The organism is Bacillus silvicola (assembly GCF_050524305.1).
Taxonomy (GTDB): domain Bacteria; phylum Bacillota; class Bacilli; order Bacillales; family Bacillaceae_G; genus Bacillus_A; species Bacillus_A cereus_AT.
On sequence record NZ_JBNGVC010000001.1, the window covers coordinates 1195966 to 1210885 of the forward strand.

The window sequence follows — 14920 nt, forward strand, 5'->3', positions numbered from 1 at the left end:
ATACACATGAATATCGTGTATACCGTTTCCAGGTGTAAAGTGGAAATACGAATCCGGAACCTTTTCTTCTGGTCCCCACCTTTCACCAAACGCATAAATAATCGCCTTTCCTTCTATTGCTCGCTTTATATAACGCTCTATCTTTTCATTTAAATCATTATCAACTCCTGCTTTTTCAGCAGGTAAAGGAATCATTTGCTTGGAATCAAATAAATTACCTCTTACATAATCTAAAGCTACTTTCGGTTCATTATTTTTTATTTCTGTAAAACCGAACGGTAATGTCGGTAAAATATGAATTGCCTCTGATCGAATATCGTCGCTCGCAAAATATAAAACTTCCGATGGATAACTTTGCGATTTCACGTTAATTGCAATGCGATAATCTACTCCTGCTTCACCTTGTAAATGAACTTGATAATGAGGTGTTTTGCCTTTTCCAATCTTAGATTGTATAACTGTACCTTTTAATACACCGTAGTTTTTTAAGGGCATACCTTTCATCTCCTATTCATTTAGTAGAAGCTTTTCATATTTAAAACATTATCCAGTCATAAAGAAAATCCTCCTATGTTAGGAGGATTTTTAATTTCTCAATATATACCAAAAGAAAACTTCCACTACTACAAGTAACACCGCACCAAAAATCATTAACGTCGTCTTCTTTAATAGTTCATTTTCACGATACGGGATATTGCATAAATACGCGCCTAGTGTAATCCGTGATGGACAAGCGATTGTCGCTACTGATGATGCGGTGTTTTGGAGCGTTGTGACGTATTGCCACGGGAGTGCTACGTTTTGGGCTGTTTGCATTTGTAGCTTTATAAACATCGCATTGGATCCTGCGTTACTACCAGTTAAAAAGCCGCCTATTCCTCCAATGAAAGGAGCAACGAAAACGAAAAAGGTACCAAATGTTTCACCAGCTGTCTTTGCGAGTAATGAATGCATACCAGATGCCCCCATTAACTCTGAAATCGCAATGAACATTGTCGTTGTAATTGCGAATGGAATCCATTGTTTTATCGTTTGCGAGAGTGATTTTTTAATAATATTAGATGGAATGCGGAAGAAAATAATTGTAAATAAACAAGTCATGGCGAGCCAAAACCCTGGCGAATATAGTAGCTCTAGTTTGTAAGAGTATGATTTTAAATCGAGAACCGCATATGACCTGAGCAAATCATGTAATGCTGGAACGAGGCGAGAAAGTAAAATACAAACTGTTAGAAATATATAAGGGCTAATAATTTTTATAATAGATACTTCTCTCTCCGTTGTAGCCGCATGTTCTGTTATTAGATTTTGTTCATTTTTCCCTTTTAATTTAATGATAAGAAAACCAAATGTAATGGTAACGATAGAACTTAATATCCCTGCTAATTCAACACTTACGTATGCGTTAGAAAGATAGATTCCGAGCGCAAATAATAGAAAGAAACCAACGCCTTCCTTCCACTTTTCTATAACTGCCTGAAAGCCACCGACAACGTATAAAGAAAGAAAGATAAAGTATGCAAAAATCGGGATGCTTAATAATGCTGTATTTGTGCCAAGAGTTGTGAGCGGCATGTTAATAAGTTGCGCACCGATAATCGTACCCGTTGCCATCGCGCCCCATGAACTAGCGAGTAGACCGATAAACGAAAGTAGTACAGCTTGAAACGGCTTATAACCGAGAGAAAGAAAAATAGGTGCTGCAACCATAAAACCAATACCGAACCCACTCACCGATTCAATAAGTGGACAAATACCAAAACACATAAGAAGCATTTGCAATAAGCGATCGTGCGTGATTTGTTCTAGAAATCGTGCTACTTGATCGATGTATCCCATTTTGTTCATGAGGTGAAATAAAAAAATACCGAAAAACAAAACGTATCCGACAATAAAACAAATTAGCCAACCTTTAATCGTAGCGTGTACAGTTTCACTTATCCCTAACCGAAATGTTGGTGAGAGTAAAACGATTCCGACAGAAACGGTATAAGAAATTAATGAGGCTCTTAATGACGTTTGTTTAAATAAAAATAAACAAATGAAAATCATCATAATTGGGATAAGTGCCAACAATATGGCCATGTTATCATCTCATTTCATTAAAAATACAACTTTTAACTATTATATAACAGATGTCATATTTTTCAATTGTTTTTACAACAGATTCAAAAAAGGAGCCATTTGGCTCCTTTTTTGAATCACTCCCATTTTCTTTTATCCTGAAAAATCGTCTGTTGTCCGATTATTTTTTCTAGCACAACAAACACAATATAAGCACATATTACTTGCAGTACAATATTACCAAATTTCATTAATGAAAATGAATAAATCCCCCGAAATAACTCGTTTAATAACACAATCGAAACGATACTAAATAGTTCTATACTAATCGAAAATATACATACTTCTAAAATAGATTGCTCTTGTATTCGATTTAATTGGGAAAAGATGAATACATATCCTAAAAACAGAGCCATCAACTCTATTTTCGTCATGCTAATGAGCCAAGCGTATAATGGTACAGTTAAAAGAAGATATAATAGTTTACGTCTTAGCATGCCTTCTCACCCTCTAATTTATAAGTATTTTCTGTATATTTTAACATTTATCACACAAAACAAAAAGAAGAGACTCACGCCTCTTCTTTTTGTTTTGCTGCACGTATTAACTCACATATTTCCTCTTGCTTTTCATTTTCTAAAAGCTCAATAACTTTACTTCCAACGACAACACCGTCACATATTGTAATCATTTCTTCTACATGTTCCTTCGTTGAAATACCGAACCCTGCCACTACCGGTAAATGCGTATGTGATTTTACTTTTTCTAAGTAACTATGAATCTCACCTTTAAAGTTTTGACGTACTCCCGTTACACCAGCTACTGTAACGGCGTAGACGAATCCTTGTGATTCACTCGTAATTTTTTCGATTCGCTCAATTGGGCTCGTTACAGTAACGAGCGGAATTAAAGCTATATTCGCCTCGCGTAGAAGCGGTGCAATGATGTCTTGTTCTTCATAAGGTAAGTCCGGAACTATAATGCCGTCCACACCTGCTTCAAGACAGCTCTCGATGAAACGTTCTTTTCCGAATGCCAGTACTGGATTTAAATATGTCATGAGTACAAATGGAATTTTCACTTCTTTTCTTACTTCTGCTAACGCTTGAAAAATACCTTTTAATGTTACACCGCTATCTAGCGCTCGTTTCCCTGCTCTTTGAATCGTTGGGCCGTCTGCGACTGGATCTGAAAACGGGATACCAATTTCAACAATACTTGCTCCCGCTTCATCTAAAAAACGAATCCTTTCTTTTAACTTTTCAAGTCCACCGTCTCCGCCCATTACGTACGGAATAAATGCTTTTTTACCATTTTCAAACGCTGCTTTAATTTTTTCTACTCCCATTTTTTACACCTCTTCCATATAACGTTTTATACTCTCTACATCTTTATCACCACGGCCAGATAAACAAATGACAAGTCCTTCGTCTTGCTTCATTTGCGGTGCTAGTTTTAAAGCGTACGCAACAGCATGTGAACTCTCTAATGCCGGGATAATGCCTTCTTTTTTCGTTAATAATTGGAACGCTTCTAACGCTTCCTCATCTGTAATCGAATGATAAGAAACGCGGCCGATGTCTTTTAGTAAGCTATGTTCTGGCCCAACGCCTGGATAATCTAGCCCTGCTGAAATAGAATGCGCTTCTTGAATTTGTCCTTCTTCATTTTGCAGAAGGTACATCATCGATCCGTGTAAAACACCGACGCTTCCTTTCGTTAAAGTCGCTGCGTGCTTTTCTGTATGAACACCTTTTCCAGCTGCTTCAACACCGTAAAGAGCAACTTCTTCATCGTGTACGAACGGATAAAACATTCCCATTGCATTACTACCACCACCGATACAAGCAACGACTGCTTCTGGTAATTCCCCTTCTAACGCTTCGTATTGTTTTTTCGTTTCTTTCCCAATTACACTTTGGAAATCACGAACAATTTGCGGGAATGGATGCGGTCCGAGAACGGATCCCATAATGTAGTGCGTATCATTCACATGTGAAACCCAGTAACGAAGCGCCTCGTTCACCGCATCTTTTAATGTACCGCTACCTGCGGCTACGCTTTCTACTTTCGCTCCAAGTAATTCCATTCGGAACACGTTTAATTTTTGACGTCTCACATCTTCTTCTCCCATGAAGATGACGCATTCTAGACCGAGAAGGGCACATACAGTAGCTGTCGCAACTCCGTGTTGTCCTGCTCCTGTTTCGGCGACAACTTTTTTCTTACCCATTCGTACGGCAAGAAGTGCCTGACCGATTGTATTGTTAATTTTATGTGCGCCTGTATGATTCAAATCTTCACGTTTCAAATAAATTTTTGCACCGCCGCAATACTTCGTCATATTTTCAGCAAAATATAGCGGTGTTTCTCTTCCAACGTACGTTTGTAAATAATGGTTTAATTCCTTTTGAAACTCTTCATCTTGCATCGCTTCTTTATATACTTCTTCTAATTCTAATACGGACTGCATTAACGTTTCTGGAACGTATCGCCCCCCGTATATACCGTAGTGACCTTTTTCATCTGGATATGCGTAGTTCATTTTGAACACTCCTTCGCTTTTTTAATAAATTGTTTTATTTTCTTTATATCTTTCTTTCCTTCTGTCTCTACTCCACTACTCACATCGACCATATATGGCTGAACGGTTTGAATAGCTTCTTCTATATTAATGATGTTTAATCCACCAGCTAATATCGTTTTCTCTCGCAATGCTTTTGGCATATGCGCGAGTAACTCCCATGAGAATGTCTTTCCATTTCCTCCGTAGAACTTTTCTTTCGGGCTATCAAATAACATATAATCTGTTTCGTATTTTTTCGCATGTTCCATATCTTGCTCTAAAGCTACTCCTACAGCTTTTATAGACGAAATTTTCAATCTTCCGATGTAATGATTGTCTTCATCCCCATGTAGTTGAACATGCGTTAACCCGCATTCCTCTGCAATTTTTCGGATCACTTCTACTGATTCATTTACGAAAACACCGACCTTGAGAACGTGGGCTGGAATTTCCTCAATAATTTCTTTCGCTTGCTCTGGAGTGATTTTTCGTTTACTTTCTGCAAAAACAAATCCGAGTGCATCTGCGCCGTATTCACACGCACTTTTCGCTGTTTCAATATCAGTAATACCACAAATTTTCACTTTCATATATTCACCTTACAATCTTCGAAAAAGCTACTAATAGAAGATGATGTCATAAGTGCTTCTCCGACTAACACGCCTTTTGCACCCGCTCTTTTAACGCGGATAATATCTTCTTTTGAATGAATGCCGCTTTCACTAATCCAAAGTAACTTTTCCTCATTCAATCGTTTTCCGAGCTTTTCTGTTTGGCTTAAATCAACTTCGAATGTTTTTAAATTACGGTTGTTAATGCCGATAACGTGCGGATTTAATCGGATCGCAATTTCTAATTCCTGTTCATCATGAACTTCAACGATTGCTTCTAATCCTTTTTCTAGTACGTAGCTATAAAGCTCTTGTAACTTTTCTTTCGTTAACGCCGCTACGATTAATAAAATAAGATCTGCTCCAGCTTCATACGCCCTATCGATTTGGATTTTATCGATTATAAAATCTTTACATAATAGCGGTATATTACTTTCTGCTCTTGCTGTTTGTAAATCGTAAAACGACCCTTTAAAAAATTGACCGTCTGTTAAAACCGAAACTGCTCCAGCACCGCATTCTTCATATGTTTTCACTTGTTTTGGCACATCAACGTGTACATTAATATCTCCTTTTGATGGAGACGCTCGCTTTACCTCTGCGATTACAGTAAACTGCTCTAAAGCTTTTACAAGTGAGTGTGTTTTCCTTTTTTCTTTCACTGGTGAATATGTTTCATATAACTCCGCAACTTCTACTTTCTTTTGCTCTACAATTTTTTCTAAAATCGTCCCCACTTTAATTCACCCTTTCTAATTTTTCATGGCTTACTGCAATTAATAAGTTTAGTTTGGCTAATGCTTTTCCAGAGTCAATGCTAGATGTCGCTAGTTTAATCCCCTCTTCAATCGTTTCCGCTTTTCCGTTTGCGAAAAGAGCAAGCCCTGCATTTAGTAAAACGGTATCGCGGTATACACTTTTTTCTCCGCTCAATACTCCGATTGTAATCTTTGCATTTTCTTTTGAATTCCCGCCTCTAATTTCTTCATTTTTCACTCTTGAAAAACCATATTTTTCAGGCTCAATACTCATTTCGATTATTTCATTGTCTTTTAAAATAGCGACGCAGTTTTCTCCTTGTAATGATGCTTCATCTAAAAAGCCACTTCCGTTTACGACGAGCGCTTGTTTTCTGCCAAGTTTCTGCAACACTTCCGCTACTGGCAATAACATATCTCGTTTATAAATACCGACAAATTGTGTTTCTAACTGAACTGGATTCGTCAACGGTCCAATTAAGTTAAAGATCGTCGGAACGTTTAATTCTTTTCTTATTTTCATAATGCGTCTTAATGCTGGATGCATCGCTGGTGCGAATAAGAAGGCAATACCTACATTCTCTAATAAATAGTCAATCTCACCAGGCGTACAACTAATGTTTACACCGAGTTCTTCTAATAAATCAGCACTTCCTGTTTTACTAGAAACAGCGCGGTTTCCATGTTTCGCAACCTTTACGCCAGCTCCGGCAAGTACAAATGCCGATGTTGTACTAATATTGAATGTTTGTGCACCGTCACCACCCGTTCCGCAATTGTCCATCGCTCCTTTTATATGATTTGAAAACGGCAATGCCTTTTCGCGAAGAGCACGAACGAGACCGTATATTTCTTCTGCTGTTTCGCCTTTCGCTTTCAGCAATACTAAGAAAGCTGCAACTTCACTTTCCAATATGTTGTCACTTAATAAAAGGAGCCCTGCTTCATACATTTCTTCCTCTGTTAAATGCTGTCCCTCTACTAATTTTCGAAGATAACTGTTCATACTCTCTCCTCCTCTTTCACTTGTGCTAAAAAGGCACGTATTAATTTTCCGCCTTCTTCTGTTGCAATTGATTCTGGGTGAAACTGTAATCCGAAGAGCGGATAATAGTTATGACGAACTGCCATGATTTCTCCGTCATCCATCGCCGTCGCGAGTATGTCAAAGCATTGTGGTAAACTATTTTGTGCTGCGACGAGTGAATGGTAACGCATTGCCGTTAGCGGCTGAGTAACGTACGAAAAGATTGACGTTCCGTTATGTTTCACACGTGATGTTTTTCCATGTTTAATGCGCTCTGCTCTAACAATTTCTCCTCCAAATACGGATATGATTGCTTGATGGCCAAGGCAAATTCCTAAGATGGGAACGTCCTTATAAAAGTGACGAATAACATCGATACAAATTCCAGCATCTTCTGGTTTCCCAGGTCCCGGTGAGAGCACAATTCCTTTCGGCTTCATCTTCTCTAATTGTTCAATTGTTATTTGATCATTTCTTACGACGACGATGTTTTCTTCGTACTCGCCTAATAGTTGATACAAGTTATATGTGAAGGAATCATAGTTATCAATCAGTACAATCATTTCATAACCTCCAAAAGCGCTCTCGCTTTATTTAATGTTTCCTCATATTCAGCAACCGGATCTGAATCGTAAACGATACCCGCTCCTGCCTGAACGTACGCTTTCTCATCTTTCACAACCATCGTTCGAATTGCTAGCGCCATATCAAGGTTTCCTGAGAATGAAATATATCCAACTGCTCCGGCGTATACATTTCTTTTTTCATGCTCTAATGTATTGATAATTTCCATCGCCCTTATTTTCGGAGCTCCTGACACTGTGCCAGCTGGTAAACAATACGCTAATGCATCAAATCCGCTCATCTGTTTTTGCAATGTTCCGTAAACTTCAGATACAATGTGCATAACGTGAGAGTATTTCTCTACTTTCATATATTTATCTATCGTCACAGAGCCAATTTCACTTACTCTGCCAATGTCATTTCGGCCTAAGTCCACAAGCATCATATGCTCTGCTCGCTCTTTCTCATTTCCTAACAATTCTTTTTCGATTTCCTCATCTTCCTGCTTCGTTTTCCCCCTCGGTCTCGTACCCGCAATTGGGTTCGTCATCACTTTATCCTCTCTTACTGATAACAAACTTTCCGGCGAAGAACCGAGTACAACATAATCTTGAAGATCGATATAAAACATATATGGCGACGGGTTTGCAATGCGAAGTTTTCGGTATAATGCAAATGGATCACCTTTACACTCACTTTTCAAACGTTGAGATAATACGACTTGGAATATGTCCCCGGCTCGTATATGCTCTTTCGCCGTTTCTACCATTTCACAAAATTCTTTTTCCGTTATTGAAGAAGTAAATGATAACGATGATATTACTTCACTCACATTCTCTTCTTCACCGTTTAACACTTCCTCTTTGTATCTTTGCAATCTTTCATATACTTCTTCATAAGAAGCTGAATCTTCTTGCCCGCATACATATACAAACGACAACTTTTGGCGTAAATGATCGTAAACGATAAACTCGCGATACAGTAGTACGTGTACTTCTGGAATATTTAATGGATCATGCAAGTCTAATCCTATATTTTCATACTGCCGAATTACGTCATATCCGATATATCCAATCGCTCCTCCGCAAAACGGAAATGGACTCTCTACTTGTTCTGGTGCGATTACCTCTTCTAATACTTGCAATACGTTACCTTGCAACTTTTCTGTTTGTCCATACATCGTTCGTTCTACTTCTATACCGACACTTTTCACTTCTCCATAAGGATTACATCCTAAGTAAGAATAGCGCCCTTTATCTTGATGAAGCTGTGAACTTTCTAGTAAAAACTTTTTCTTACCCTTCATACGTCTATATAAAGAAATTGGCGTAATGCTATCTCCTTCTTCTTCAGCAATTACTAAAAATGTTTTTCCTTGTTCTTTTTGCTTCATAAATTCCTCTTTTGTCATCATGCCTTTCACCTCACTCTGAAAAATAAAAAAGTCCCCTACATATCGAAATATGTAGAGGACGATAAATTTACCGTGGTACCACCTCAGGTTGGACGCAAAAGCATCCCGCTTTATTCAGGTACAAAATATATACCTTATCCTTGTAACGGCGGAACCCGGGTTGCCTACTGAATAGAAATTGTTCAGCATACCTCTCGTAAGCCCATTCCGTATATGGTACCGTACCGGGCTCCCACCTGCCCCCGGCTCTCTGTAACGTCTCCAAATATACGTACTCTTCTTACTTAAACGATTTCATTTATTTAATTTTTTATACACAAAAAGGGAGTACTCATCCTATAGAAAGGACGGGTACTCCCGTGGTGCCACCTTAATTCGTTACGAATGTAACGCACTTTACCGTATCAAAAACAATACGTGTCTCTTGTATCGATGAGATCATGTCGCCAAAGCCTACTTCTTTCGTTTCGGTTTGGAAGCTCCGAAGCCCATTCCACATCAATTCCATACTGATTCGCACCAACCATCAGCTCTCTGACATGTTCATCATGTGTACTCTTCTTCATCAACGCTTGCATTTTTTTAAGTTGCACTCATTATATTCCTCACGTTTCTAAAAAGTCAATGCTTTTTCCGAAAAAAATATTTTTTCTTCATTCAATATTATATTGACAAAACAACCTATTTTTATGTAAATATAATAAATACTCTATTTAAATTAAGGTTTTTTGTCATAAAATTATATATTACAAAAGAAAAACATTGTCGAAAAACGCTTACATTTCAGAAAATTCGTATTTTAGAATGGATTTTTCTGAATAATCATGATAGATTATAAATATGCAAAATGCATCAAAAGACATTACAAAAGGAAGGGGAACTACATGAGTACGCAGATGTTAACTTTAACTTCTATCTCTATTTACATGCTCGGGATGTTAGTAATCGGCTATTTCGCCTACAAACGAACGTCCAACTTAACAGATTATATGCTTGGCGGGCGTACACTAGGCCCCGCAGTAACAGCATTAAGTGCTGGAGCATCCGATATGAGTGGTTGGCTTTTAATGGGATTACCCGGTGCAATGTTTAGCGTTGGATTAAGTAGTAGTTGGATTGCGATCGGCCTAACACTAGGCGCATACGCAAACTGGCTTTATGTCGCTCCTCGCTTACGTACCTACTCAGAAATTGCAAACAACTCTATTACTATCCCAGAATTTTTGGAACACCGTTTCCACGACAAATCTCATATGCTACGCTTAGTATCCGGACTTGTTATTATGATTTTCTTTACTTTCTATGTAGCTTCAGGACTAGTTTCAGGCGCTGTATTATTTGAAAATTCATTTGGTATGAACTATCATGTTGGATTATTCATTGTCGCAGCAGTTGTCGTGGCTTACACACTATTTGGTGGTTTCTTAGCGGTAAGTTGGACAGACTTCGTGCAAGGAATCATTATGGTAATCGCTCTTATTCTTGTTCCTATCGTAACAATTATGAATTCGAACGGACTTGGACCTGCGTTTGATACGATTCGATCTGTAGATCCAACACGTTTAGATATTTTTAAAGGTGCCTCTACTTTAGGAATGATTTCTTTATTCGCATGGGGCCTTGGTTATGTTGGACAACCTCATATTATCGTACGCTTTATGGCAATTTCGTCTGTAAAAGAAATTAAAAGCGCACGAAGAATTGGTATGAGCTGGATGATTTTCTCTGTTGTCGGAGCTATGTTTACTGGTCTTATCGGTATTGCTTACTATTCACAACAAGGGTTGACATTATCTAACCCAGAGACAATTTTCCTTGAACTAGGAAAAATTTTATTCCACCCACTTATTACTGGATTTTTATTAGCAGCTATTTTAGCAGCGATTATGAGTACAATCTCATCTCAGCTTCTTGTTACCTCTAGTGCTATAACAGAAGATTTATATCGTACATTCTTTAAACGCTCTGCTTCTGATAAAGAGCTTGTATTTGTCGGTCGTATGGCTGTACTTGTTATCGCCTTAGTTGGGTGCGCATTAGCGTTTAAACAAAATGATACGATTTTAGCTCTTGTTGGATACGCTTGGGCTGGATTTGGTTCTTCATTCGGACCAGCTATTTTATTAAGCTTATATTGGAAACGCATGACAAAATGGGGTGCGCTTGCTGGTATGATTTCAGGTGCCGCTACAGTAATTATTTGGACTCAATTCAAATTCTTAAAAGATTTCTTATATGAAATGATTCCTGGTTTCGCTATTAGTTTACTAGTAATCGTAATTGTTAGTTTACTAACACAGCCTTCAAAAGAAGTTGAAGAGCACTTTGAGGATTTTGAAAAACAACATCGTCATAATCTATAAAAAGGAAGCACTGCTGTCACAATAACAGCAGTGCTTTTTTATTACAGTTCGACAATCTTCTTCTCAAATTTAACAAATTCTTTATGTTTCGTTAAATTTAACATAACACTACTCCTTTATAGTATTAGTATCAGCACTTATACAGAAAGGGGACTCCAACATGTTAGCAGCTTTCCAGCGACAACATATAAGAAAATTTTCACCTATCACAAATACTTCTGCTTCTTGTTTAAACATACAACCTAATCCACCCAAAATTTCTATTGCTCCTTCTGTTATTTCAGTCATCGGTGTTCATATGGAAAAAAATAAGTTGAAAGTAAGAACTGGACAAAGCATTGAGTTATCAGCTTCCGTTTTGCCAGTGCAAGCAACGAATAAAGAACTTATTTGGACAAATATGAATGCTGATGTCATCACAATGTATCCAAAAGGTGATACGGTAACGATTACTGGAAAAAGTGCAGGAAGAGCGGTCGTAATTGTTACAACTGCTGAGGGGAAATTTCGTGACCTATGCGTCATTCATGTACAACCTTATATGACAAACCCAAAGTAAAAGAGTGGCTACGAAGCCACTCTTTTACTTCATTTCAATGTGCGGATTTTTACTTTTCACAAGATTAATAAACTGTTCTTTATTTTTAGGAGAAATAATCTCTGTTTCATATGACCCGTAAACAATTTCAAGTCGATCGAATGATAATGCATGAGCTGCTATTGGATTTTTCGTATTTGAAATTTGTTTTATATCTCGTATAAATATGCGCTTTTTAACGAGACCAGATCTAATAGTAATTGTTTCTTCTCCGACAATATATTTTGTCGAAAACCAACTCCAAATAAATAATATTGCTAACGGAATTGTAAAAAATAAAAGAAAATATTCTCTCCCTACAAATATGGGAGCAAAACACGCTCCAATGACAACGAAAAAAATCGGATATAACCATACATCTTTTTTTGATGGAAATTCCACTAAACTTCCCCTCTCTTGATTTAAGTCAATGAATCTCCTCCTCTTCCCTATTACAATGAAAACAACATTAGAATAGGAGGACGTATTATGACTGAGCGAAAATTTGCCTTATTTGCAGGCACTTCTCTTCTTATCATGGCATTCACTGCATTTTTTTCTTACGGTTTTGTTCACGGAAATCTCGTTTTACCAAGTAATGCGAGCACGACACTCCATAATATTCAAACTTCAAGTTCACTTTTCAAAGCAGAAATTTTCGGATGGATTATCATTTTCATTACGGATATTATCGCCTCTTGGGCTCTTTATTTCTTTCTAAAACCTATCCATGCTAGCCTCTCATTACTAGCTACCTGTCTTCGTCTTATGTATACAGCTATACTTGGGATTGCTATATTCAATTTAACATTTGTATTACTTCTTTCAAAAAGTACAGTTGCCAATTCAGAAGCATATACAATGTTATTTCTAGAAGCTTTTGAATACATTTGGTCTGTAGGGTTAATCATTTTCGGCTTACATCTTTTCGCTTTAGGATATGTAACTTTTCTATCTAAACAAATACCGAAATTGATTAGTGTATTACTATTCATCGCTGCTATCGGTTATATCGTAATTCACGTCATGAATACAATGTTTTCACAATATGATGCGATGATTTCCATTCTTAATGTTGTCTTTCAACTACCGATGATCGCAGGTGAACTAGGATTTAGTATATGGCTATTGATTAGAGGTGGAAAAAACTCTACTGTTTGAGTCGTTTCTTAATTCTACTTAATGATTCTGGCGTAATACCTAGATAACTTGCCAATTGATATTGAGGAACACGATTGATTAAATGAGGTCGTTTTTGTAATAATGATTTGTAGCGCTCTTCTGGTGTCGATGCAATAAATAATGTAAGTTCTTCTTGTACCTCACCAAAATTGTATTCAATCATTTGACGTGTCATTTCTTCTAACTGTGAATATTTCTTATACATGTCCTTTTCACAATACAGGTCGCCAACTACAACTAGGCAGTCTTCTAGACACGTTAATGTATGTGGGGATGATTTATCTGGTTTATGATGATTGAAATTTGCAATTGCTTGTTCTTCTGTATAAAAATTTGATGTAACTTCTTTCCCGGCTTCATCTATACAATGTTGCCTCACGCATCCTGTTAATACAAAGTAACATTTAGATGGAACATCTCCTTGTCTTAGGAGTACTGTTCCTTTTTTATATTCTTCAATTTGTAATTCTTCCACGATTATACGCTGCTGCTCTTCGCTTAATGTTGTAAGCTTCGTCATGTATTTCATTAAAATATCTTTCATTTGGTCTCTCCTTTCCCCTTCTATATTTGTATGAGAAACGTATGATGTAACTCCACTTTATATTATCTTTTTTCATGCTATATGGCGGGAATTCCCCCTATTGATCTGTTTTATTTTCTGCATAGAACAAAAAAAGAGAAGTTACCAATAACTTCTCTTTTCGTATATTAGAATAGGCTCGTTATAATTCCTGTGTATAAGCCGGTTCGTTCACCACATTTTTTGATGTTCGTTTTTGTTGCTGCAGTAAGAAAACAGATACACCAAACAATACGAGCATGCTACCGATAATTTGCATTGCGTTTAATTTTTCCCCAAGTAAGAAGAACGCTAGTATAGTTGCTCCAACTGGTTCTCCTAAAATACTCATTGAAATTGTTGTTGCATTTACGTAGTTTAATAACCAGTTATTAATGACATGTGACACTGTTGGCACAATCGCAAGTAAAAGAAAAACGGTCCAGTCCCACTTCGTATAACCTGTAAAAGGTACTTGCAGCACTATATTATAAATCCCCATAAAAATACCTGCGAATGCAAAAACTGTAAAGCTGTAAATCCAGTGTGATACTTTCTTTACTGTCGTTTGCCCGATAAATAAATAACCGACAACTGCTATCACACTTAAAAAGGATAATATATCCCCATAAATTGCTTGTTCACTTAGCCCTAAATCTCCCCAGCCAATACACATTACACCTAGTATCGCAATTCCCATTGTCGCAATAGCTGAGTATGTTGTTCTTTCTTTAAATAAGAAAAAACCTCCAACTAAAGATACGATTGGTTGAAGTGCTAAAATAATCGTCGAACTAGCAACTGTCGTATGCTTTAAAGATTCAAACCATAAAAGAAAATGAAGCGCTAAAAAGAAACCAGATCCAATTAAAAATCCCCAATCTTTTCTTTGAATCCTACTAAACTCTTCCCGCTTTTTCCAAACGATTGGCAGCATAATAAGCACGATAATCCATAATCGATACATACTTAAAATAGAAGATGGTGCTGAGGACATCTTTACAAAAACTGCTGCGAATGAAATTGCTATAATTGAAATTGCTAATGGTAGTGCGATTGATTTTTCTTGTTTCAAACCTTGTCTCCCCTCTCACCTGCAAAAAATCCCACTTCATTATATCCGTTTTCTTTCATAACTTAAATACTAATTTTTTAGATTCTTCGTACCATTATGGTAAAATAGAAATTGAGGCACCTATTAGTGAATATTTCTTTCCTTTTCACTACAAGCG

At 37.2% G+C, this 14920-nt stretch carries 15 protein-coding genes, 1 pseudogene and 2 other annotated features; of the genes and pseudogenes, 3 read left to right on the top strand and 13 right to left on the bottom strand.

Annotation, left to right across the window (positions count from 1 at the left end; all coding sequences use genetic code 11):
• Window positions 1–3: 3 nt before the first annotated feature.
• The 10 genes and pseudogenes from ACP6L7_RS06370 to trpE all read right to left on the bottom strand — a co-directional run.
• Window positions 4–495, bottom strand: a pseudogene (locus tag ACP6L7_RS06370) (DUF2278 family protein); the annotation flags it as partial.
• Window positions 496–585: 90 nt separating this feature from the next.
• Window positions 586–2085, bottom strand: coding sequence for an L-lactate permease (locus ACP6L7_RS06375; protein ID WP_097830080.1), 1500 nt, complete (start codon window positions 2083–2085; stop codon window positions 586–588).
• A 116-nt stretch (window positions 2086–2201) separates the two neighbouring features.
• Window positions 2202–2561: a DUF4029 domain-containing protein gene (locus ACP6L7_RS06380; protein WP_097830079.1), complete on the bottom strand. Its 360-nt coding sequence runs from the start codon at window positions 2559–2561 to the stop codon at window positions 2202–2204.
• A gap of 74 nt (window positions 2562–2635) precedes the next feature.
• Window positions 2636–3412 carry a tryptophan synthase subunit alpha gene (trpA, locus tag ACP6L7_RS06385; protein WP_097830078.1) on the bottom strand — a complete coding sequence of 259 codons (777 nt, stop codon included), beginning with the start codon at window positions 3410–3412 and terminating at the stop codon, window positions 2636–2638.
• 3 nt (window positions 3413–3415) lie between these two features.
• Window positions 3416–4609 (bottom strand): tryptophan synthase subunit beta, encoded by a 1194-nt coding sequence (gene trpB / locus ACP6L7_RS06390; protein WP_097830077.1) that lies wholly within the window; start codon window positions 4607–4609, stop codon window positions 3416–3418.
• Entirely contained in the window at window positions 4606–5220 is a 615-nt protein-coding gene (locus ACP6L7_RS06395; protein ID WP_097830076.1) for a phosphoribosylanthranilate isomerase, read from the bottom strand. Before ACP6L7_RS06395 ends, trpB begins: the two co-directional genes overlap by 4 nt.
• Window positions 5217–5978 carry an indole-3-glycerol phosphate synthase TrpC gene (gene trpC, locus ACP6L7_RS06400; protein WP_097830075.1) on the bottom strand — a complete coding sequence of 254 codons (762 nt, stop codon included), beginning with the start codon at window positions 5976–5978 and terminating at the stop codon, window positions 5217–5219. Before trpC ends, ACP6L7_RS06395 begins: the two co-directional genes overlap by 4 nt.
• A gap of 1 nt (window position 5979) precedes the next feature.
• The gene (gene trpD, locus ACP6L7_RS06405; RefSeq protein WP_097830074.1) at window positions 5980–7005 is read right to left on the bottom strand and encodes an anthranilate phosphoribosyltransferase; all 1026 of its coding nucleotides are present in this window, start codon (window positions 7003–7005) and stop codon (window positions 5980–5982) included.
• Entirely contained in the window at window positions 7002–7589 is a 588-nt protein-coding gene (locus tag ACP6L7_RS06410) for an aminodeoxychorismate/anthranilate synthase component II (RefSeq protein WP_097830073.1), read from the bottom strand. Before ACP6L7_RS06410 ends, trpD begins: the two co-directional genes overlap by 4 nt.
• Window positions 7586–9004 carry an anthranilate synthase component I gene (trpE, locus tag ACP6L7_RS06415; RefSeq protein WP_141533319.1) on the bottom strand — a complete coding sequence of 473 codons (1419 nt, stop codon included), beginning with the start codon at window positions 9002–9004 and terminating at the stop codon, window positions 7586–7588. Before trpE ends, ACP6L7_RS06410 begins: the two co-directional genes overlap by 4 nt.
• Before the next feature lie 51 nt (window positions 9005–9055).
• Window positions 9056–9302: a binding site (T-box leader), on the bottom strand.
• Between the two features lie 42 nt (window positions 9303–9344).
• Window positions 9345–9582 (bottom strand) — a binding site (T-box leader).
• Window positions 9583–9888: 306 nt separating this feature from the next.
• Between trpE and putP the strand changes: the two genes are divergently transcribed.
• Entirely contained in the window at window positions 9889–11367 is a 1479-nt protein-coding gene (putP, locus tag ACP6L7_RS06420) for a sodium/proline symporter PutP (protein ID WP_097830070.1), read from the top strand.
• 160 nt (window positions 11368–11527) lie between these two features.
• Window positions 11528–11926 carry an Ig-like domain-containing protein gene (locus ACP6L7_RS06425; RefSeq protein WP_097830069.1) on the top strand — a complete coding sequence of 133 codons (399 nt, stop codon included), beginning with the start codon at window positions 11528–11530 and terminating at the stop codon, window positions 11924–11926.
• Between the two features lie 24 nt (window positions 11927–11950).
• On the opposite strand, the gene ACP6L7_RS06430 is transcribed toward ACP6L7_RS06425, so the two are convergent.
• The gene (locus ACP6L7_RS06430) at window positions 11951–12346 is read right to left on the bottom strand and encodes a PH domain-containing protein (RefSeq protein WP_097830068.1); all 396 of its coding nucleotides are present in this window, start codon (window positions 12344–12346) and stop codon (window positions 11951–11953) included.
• A gap of 87 nt (window positions 12347–12433) precedes the next feature.
• Between ACP6L7_RS06430 and ACP6L7_RS06435 the strand changes: the two genes are divergently transcribed.
• Window positions 12434–13105 carry a DUF4386 domain-containing protein gene (locus ACP6L7_RS06435; protein ID WP_097830067.1) on the top strand — a complete coding sequence of 224 codons (672 nt, stop codon included), beginning with the start codon at window positions 12434–12436 and terminating at the stop codon, window positions 13103–13105.
• Here ACP6L7_RS06435 and ACP6L7_RS06440 read toward each other — a convergent pair.
• The gene (locus ACP6L7_RS06440; protein ID WP_097830066.1) at window positions 13095–13670 is read right to left on the bottom strand and encodes a Crp/Fnr family transcriptional regulator; all 576 of its coding nucleotides are present in this window, start codon (window positions 13668–13670) and stop codon (window positions 13095–13097) included. The two genes, ACP6L7_RS06435 and ACP6L7_RS06440, sit on opposite strands and share 11 nt — an antisense overlap.
• Before the next feature lie 181 nt (window positions 13671–13851).
• The gene (locus ACP6L7_RS06445; RefSeq protein WP_097830065.1) at window positions 13852–14763 is read right to left on the bottom strand and encodes a DMT family transporter; all 912 of its coding nucleotides are present in this window, start codon (window positions 14761–14763) and stop codon (window positions 13852–13854) included.
• Window positions 14764–14920: the final 157 nt, after the last annotated feature.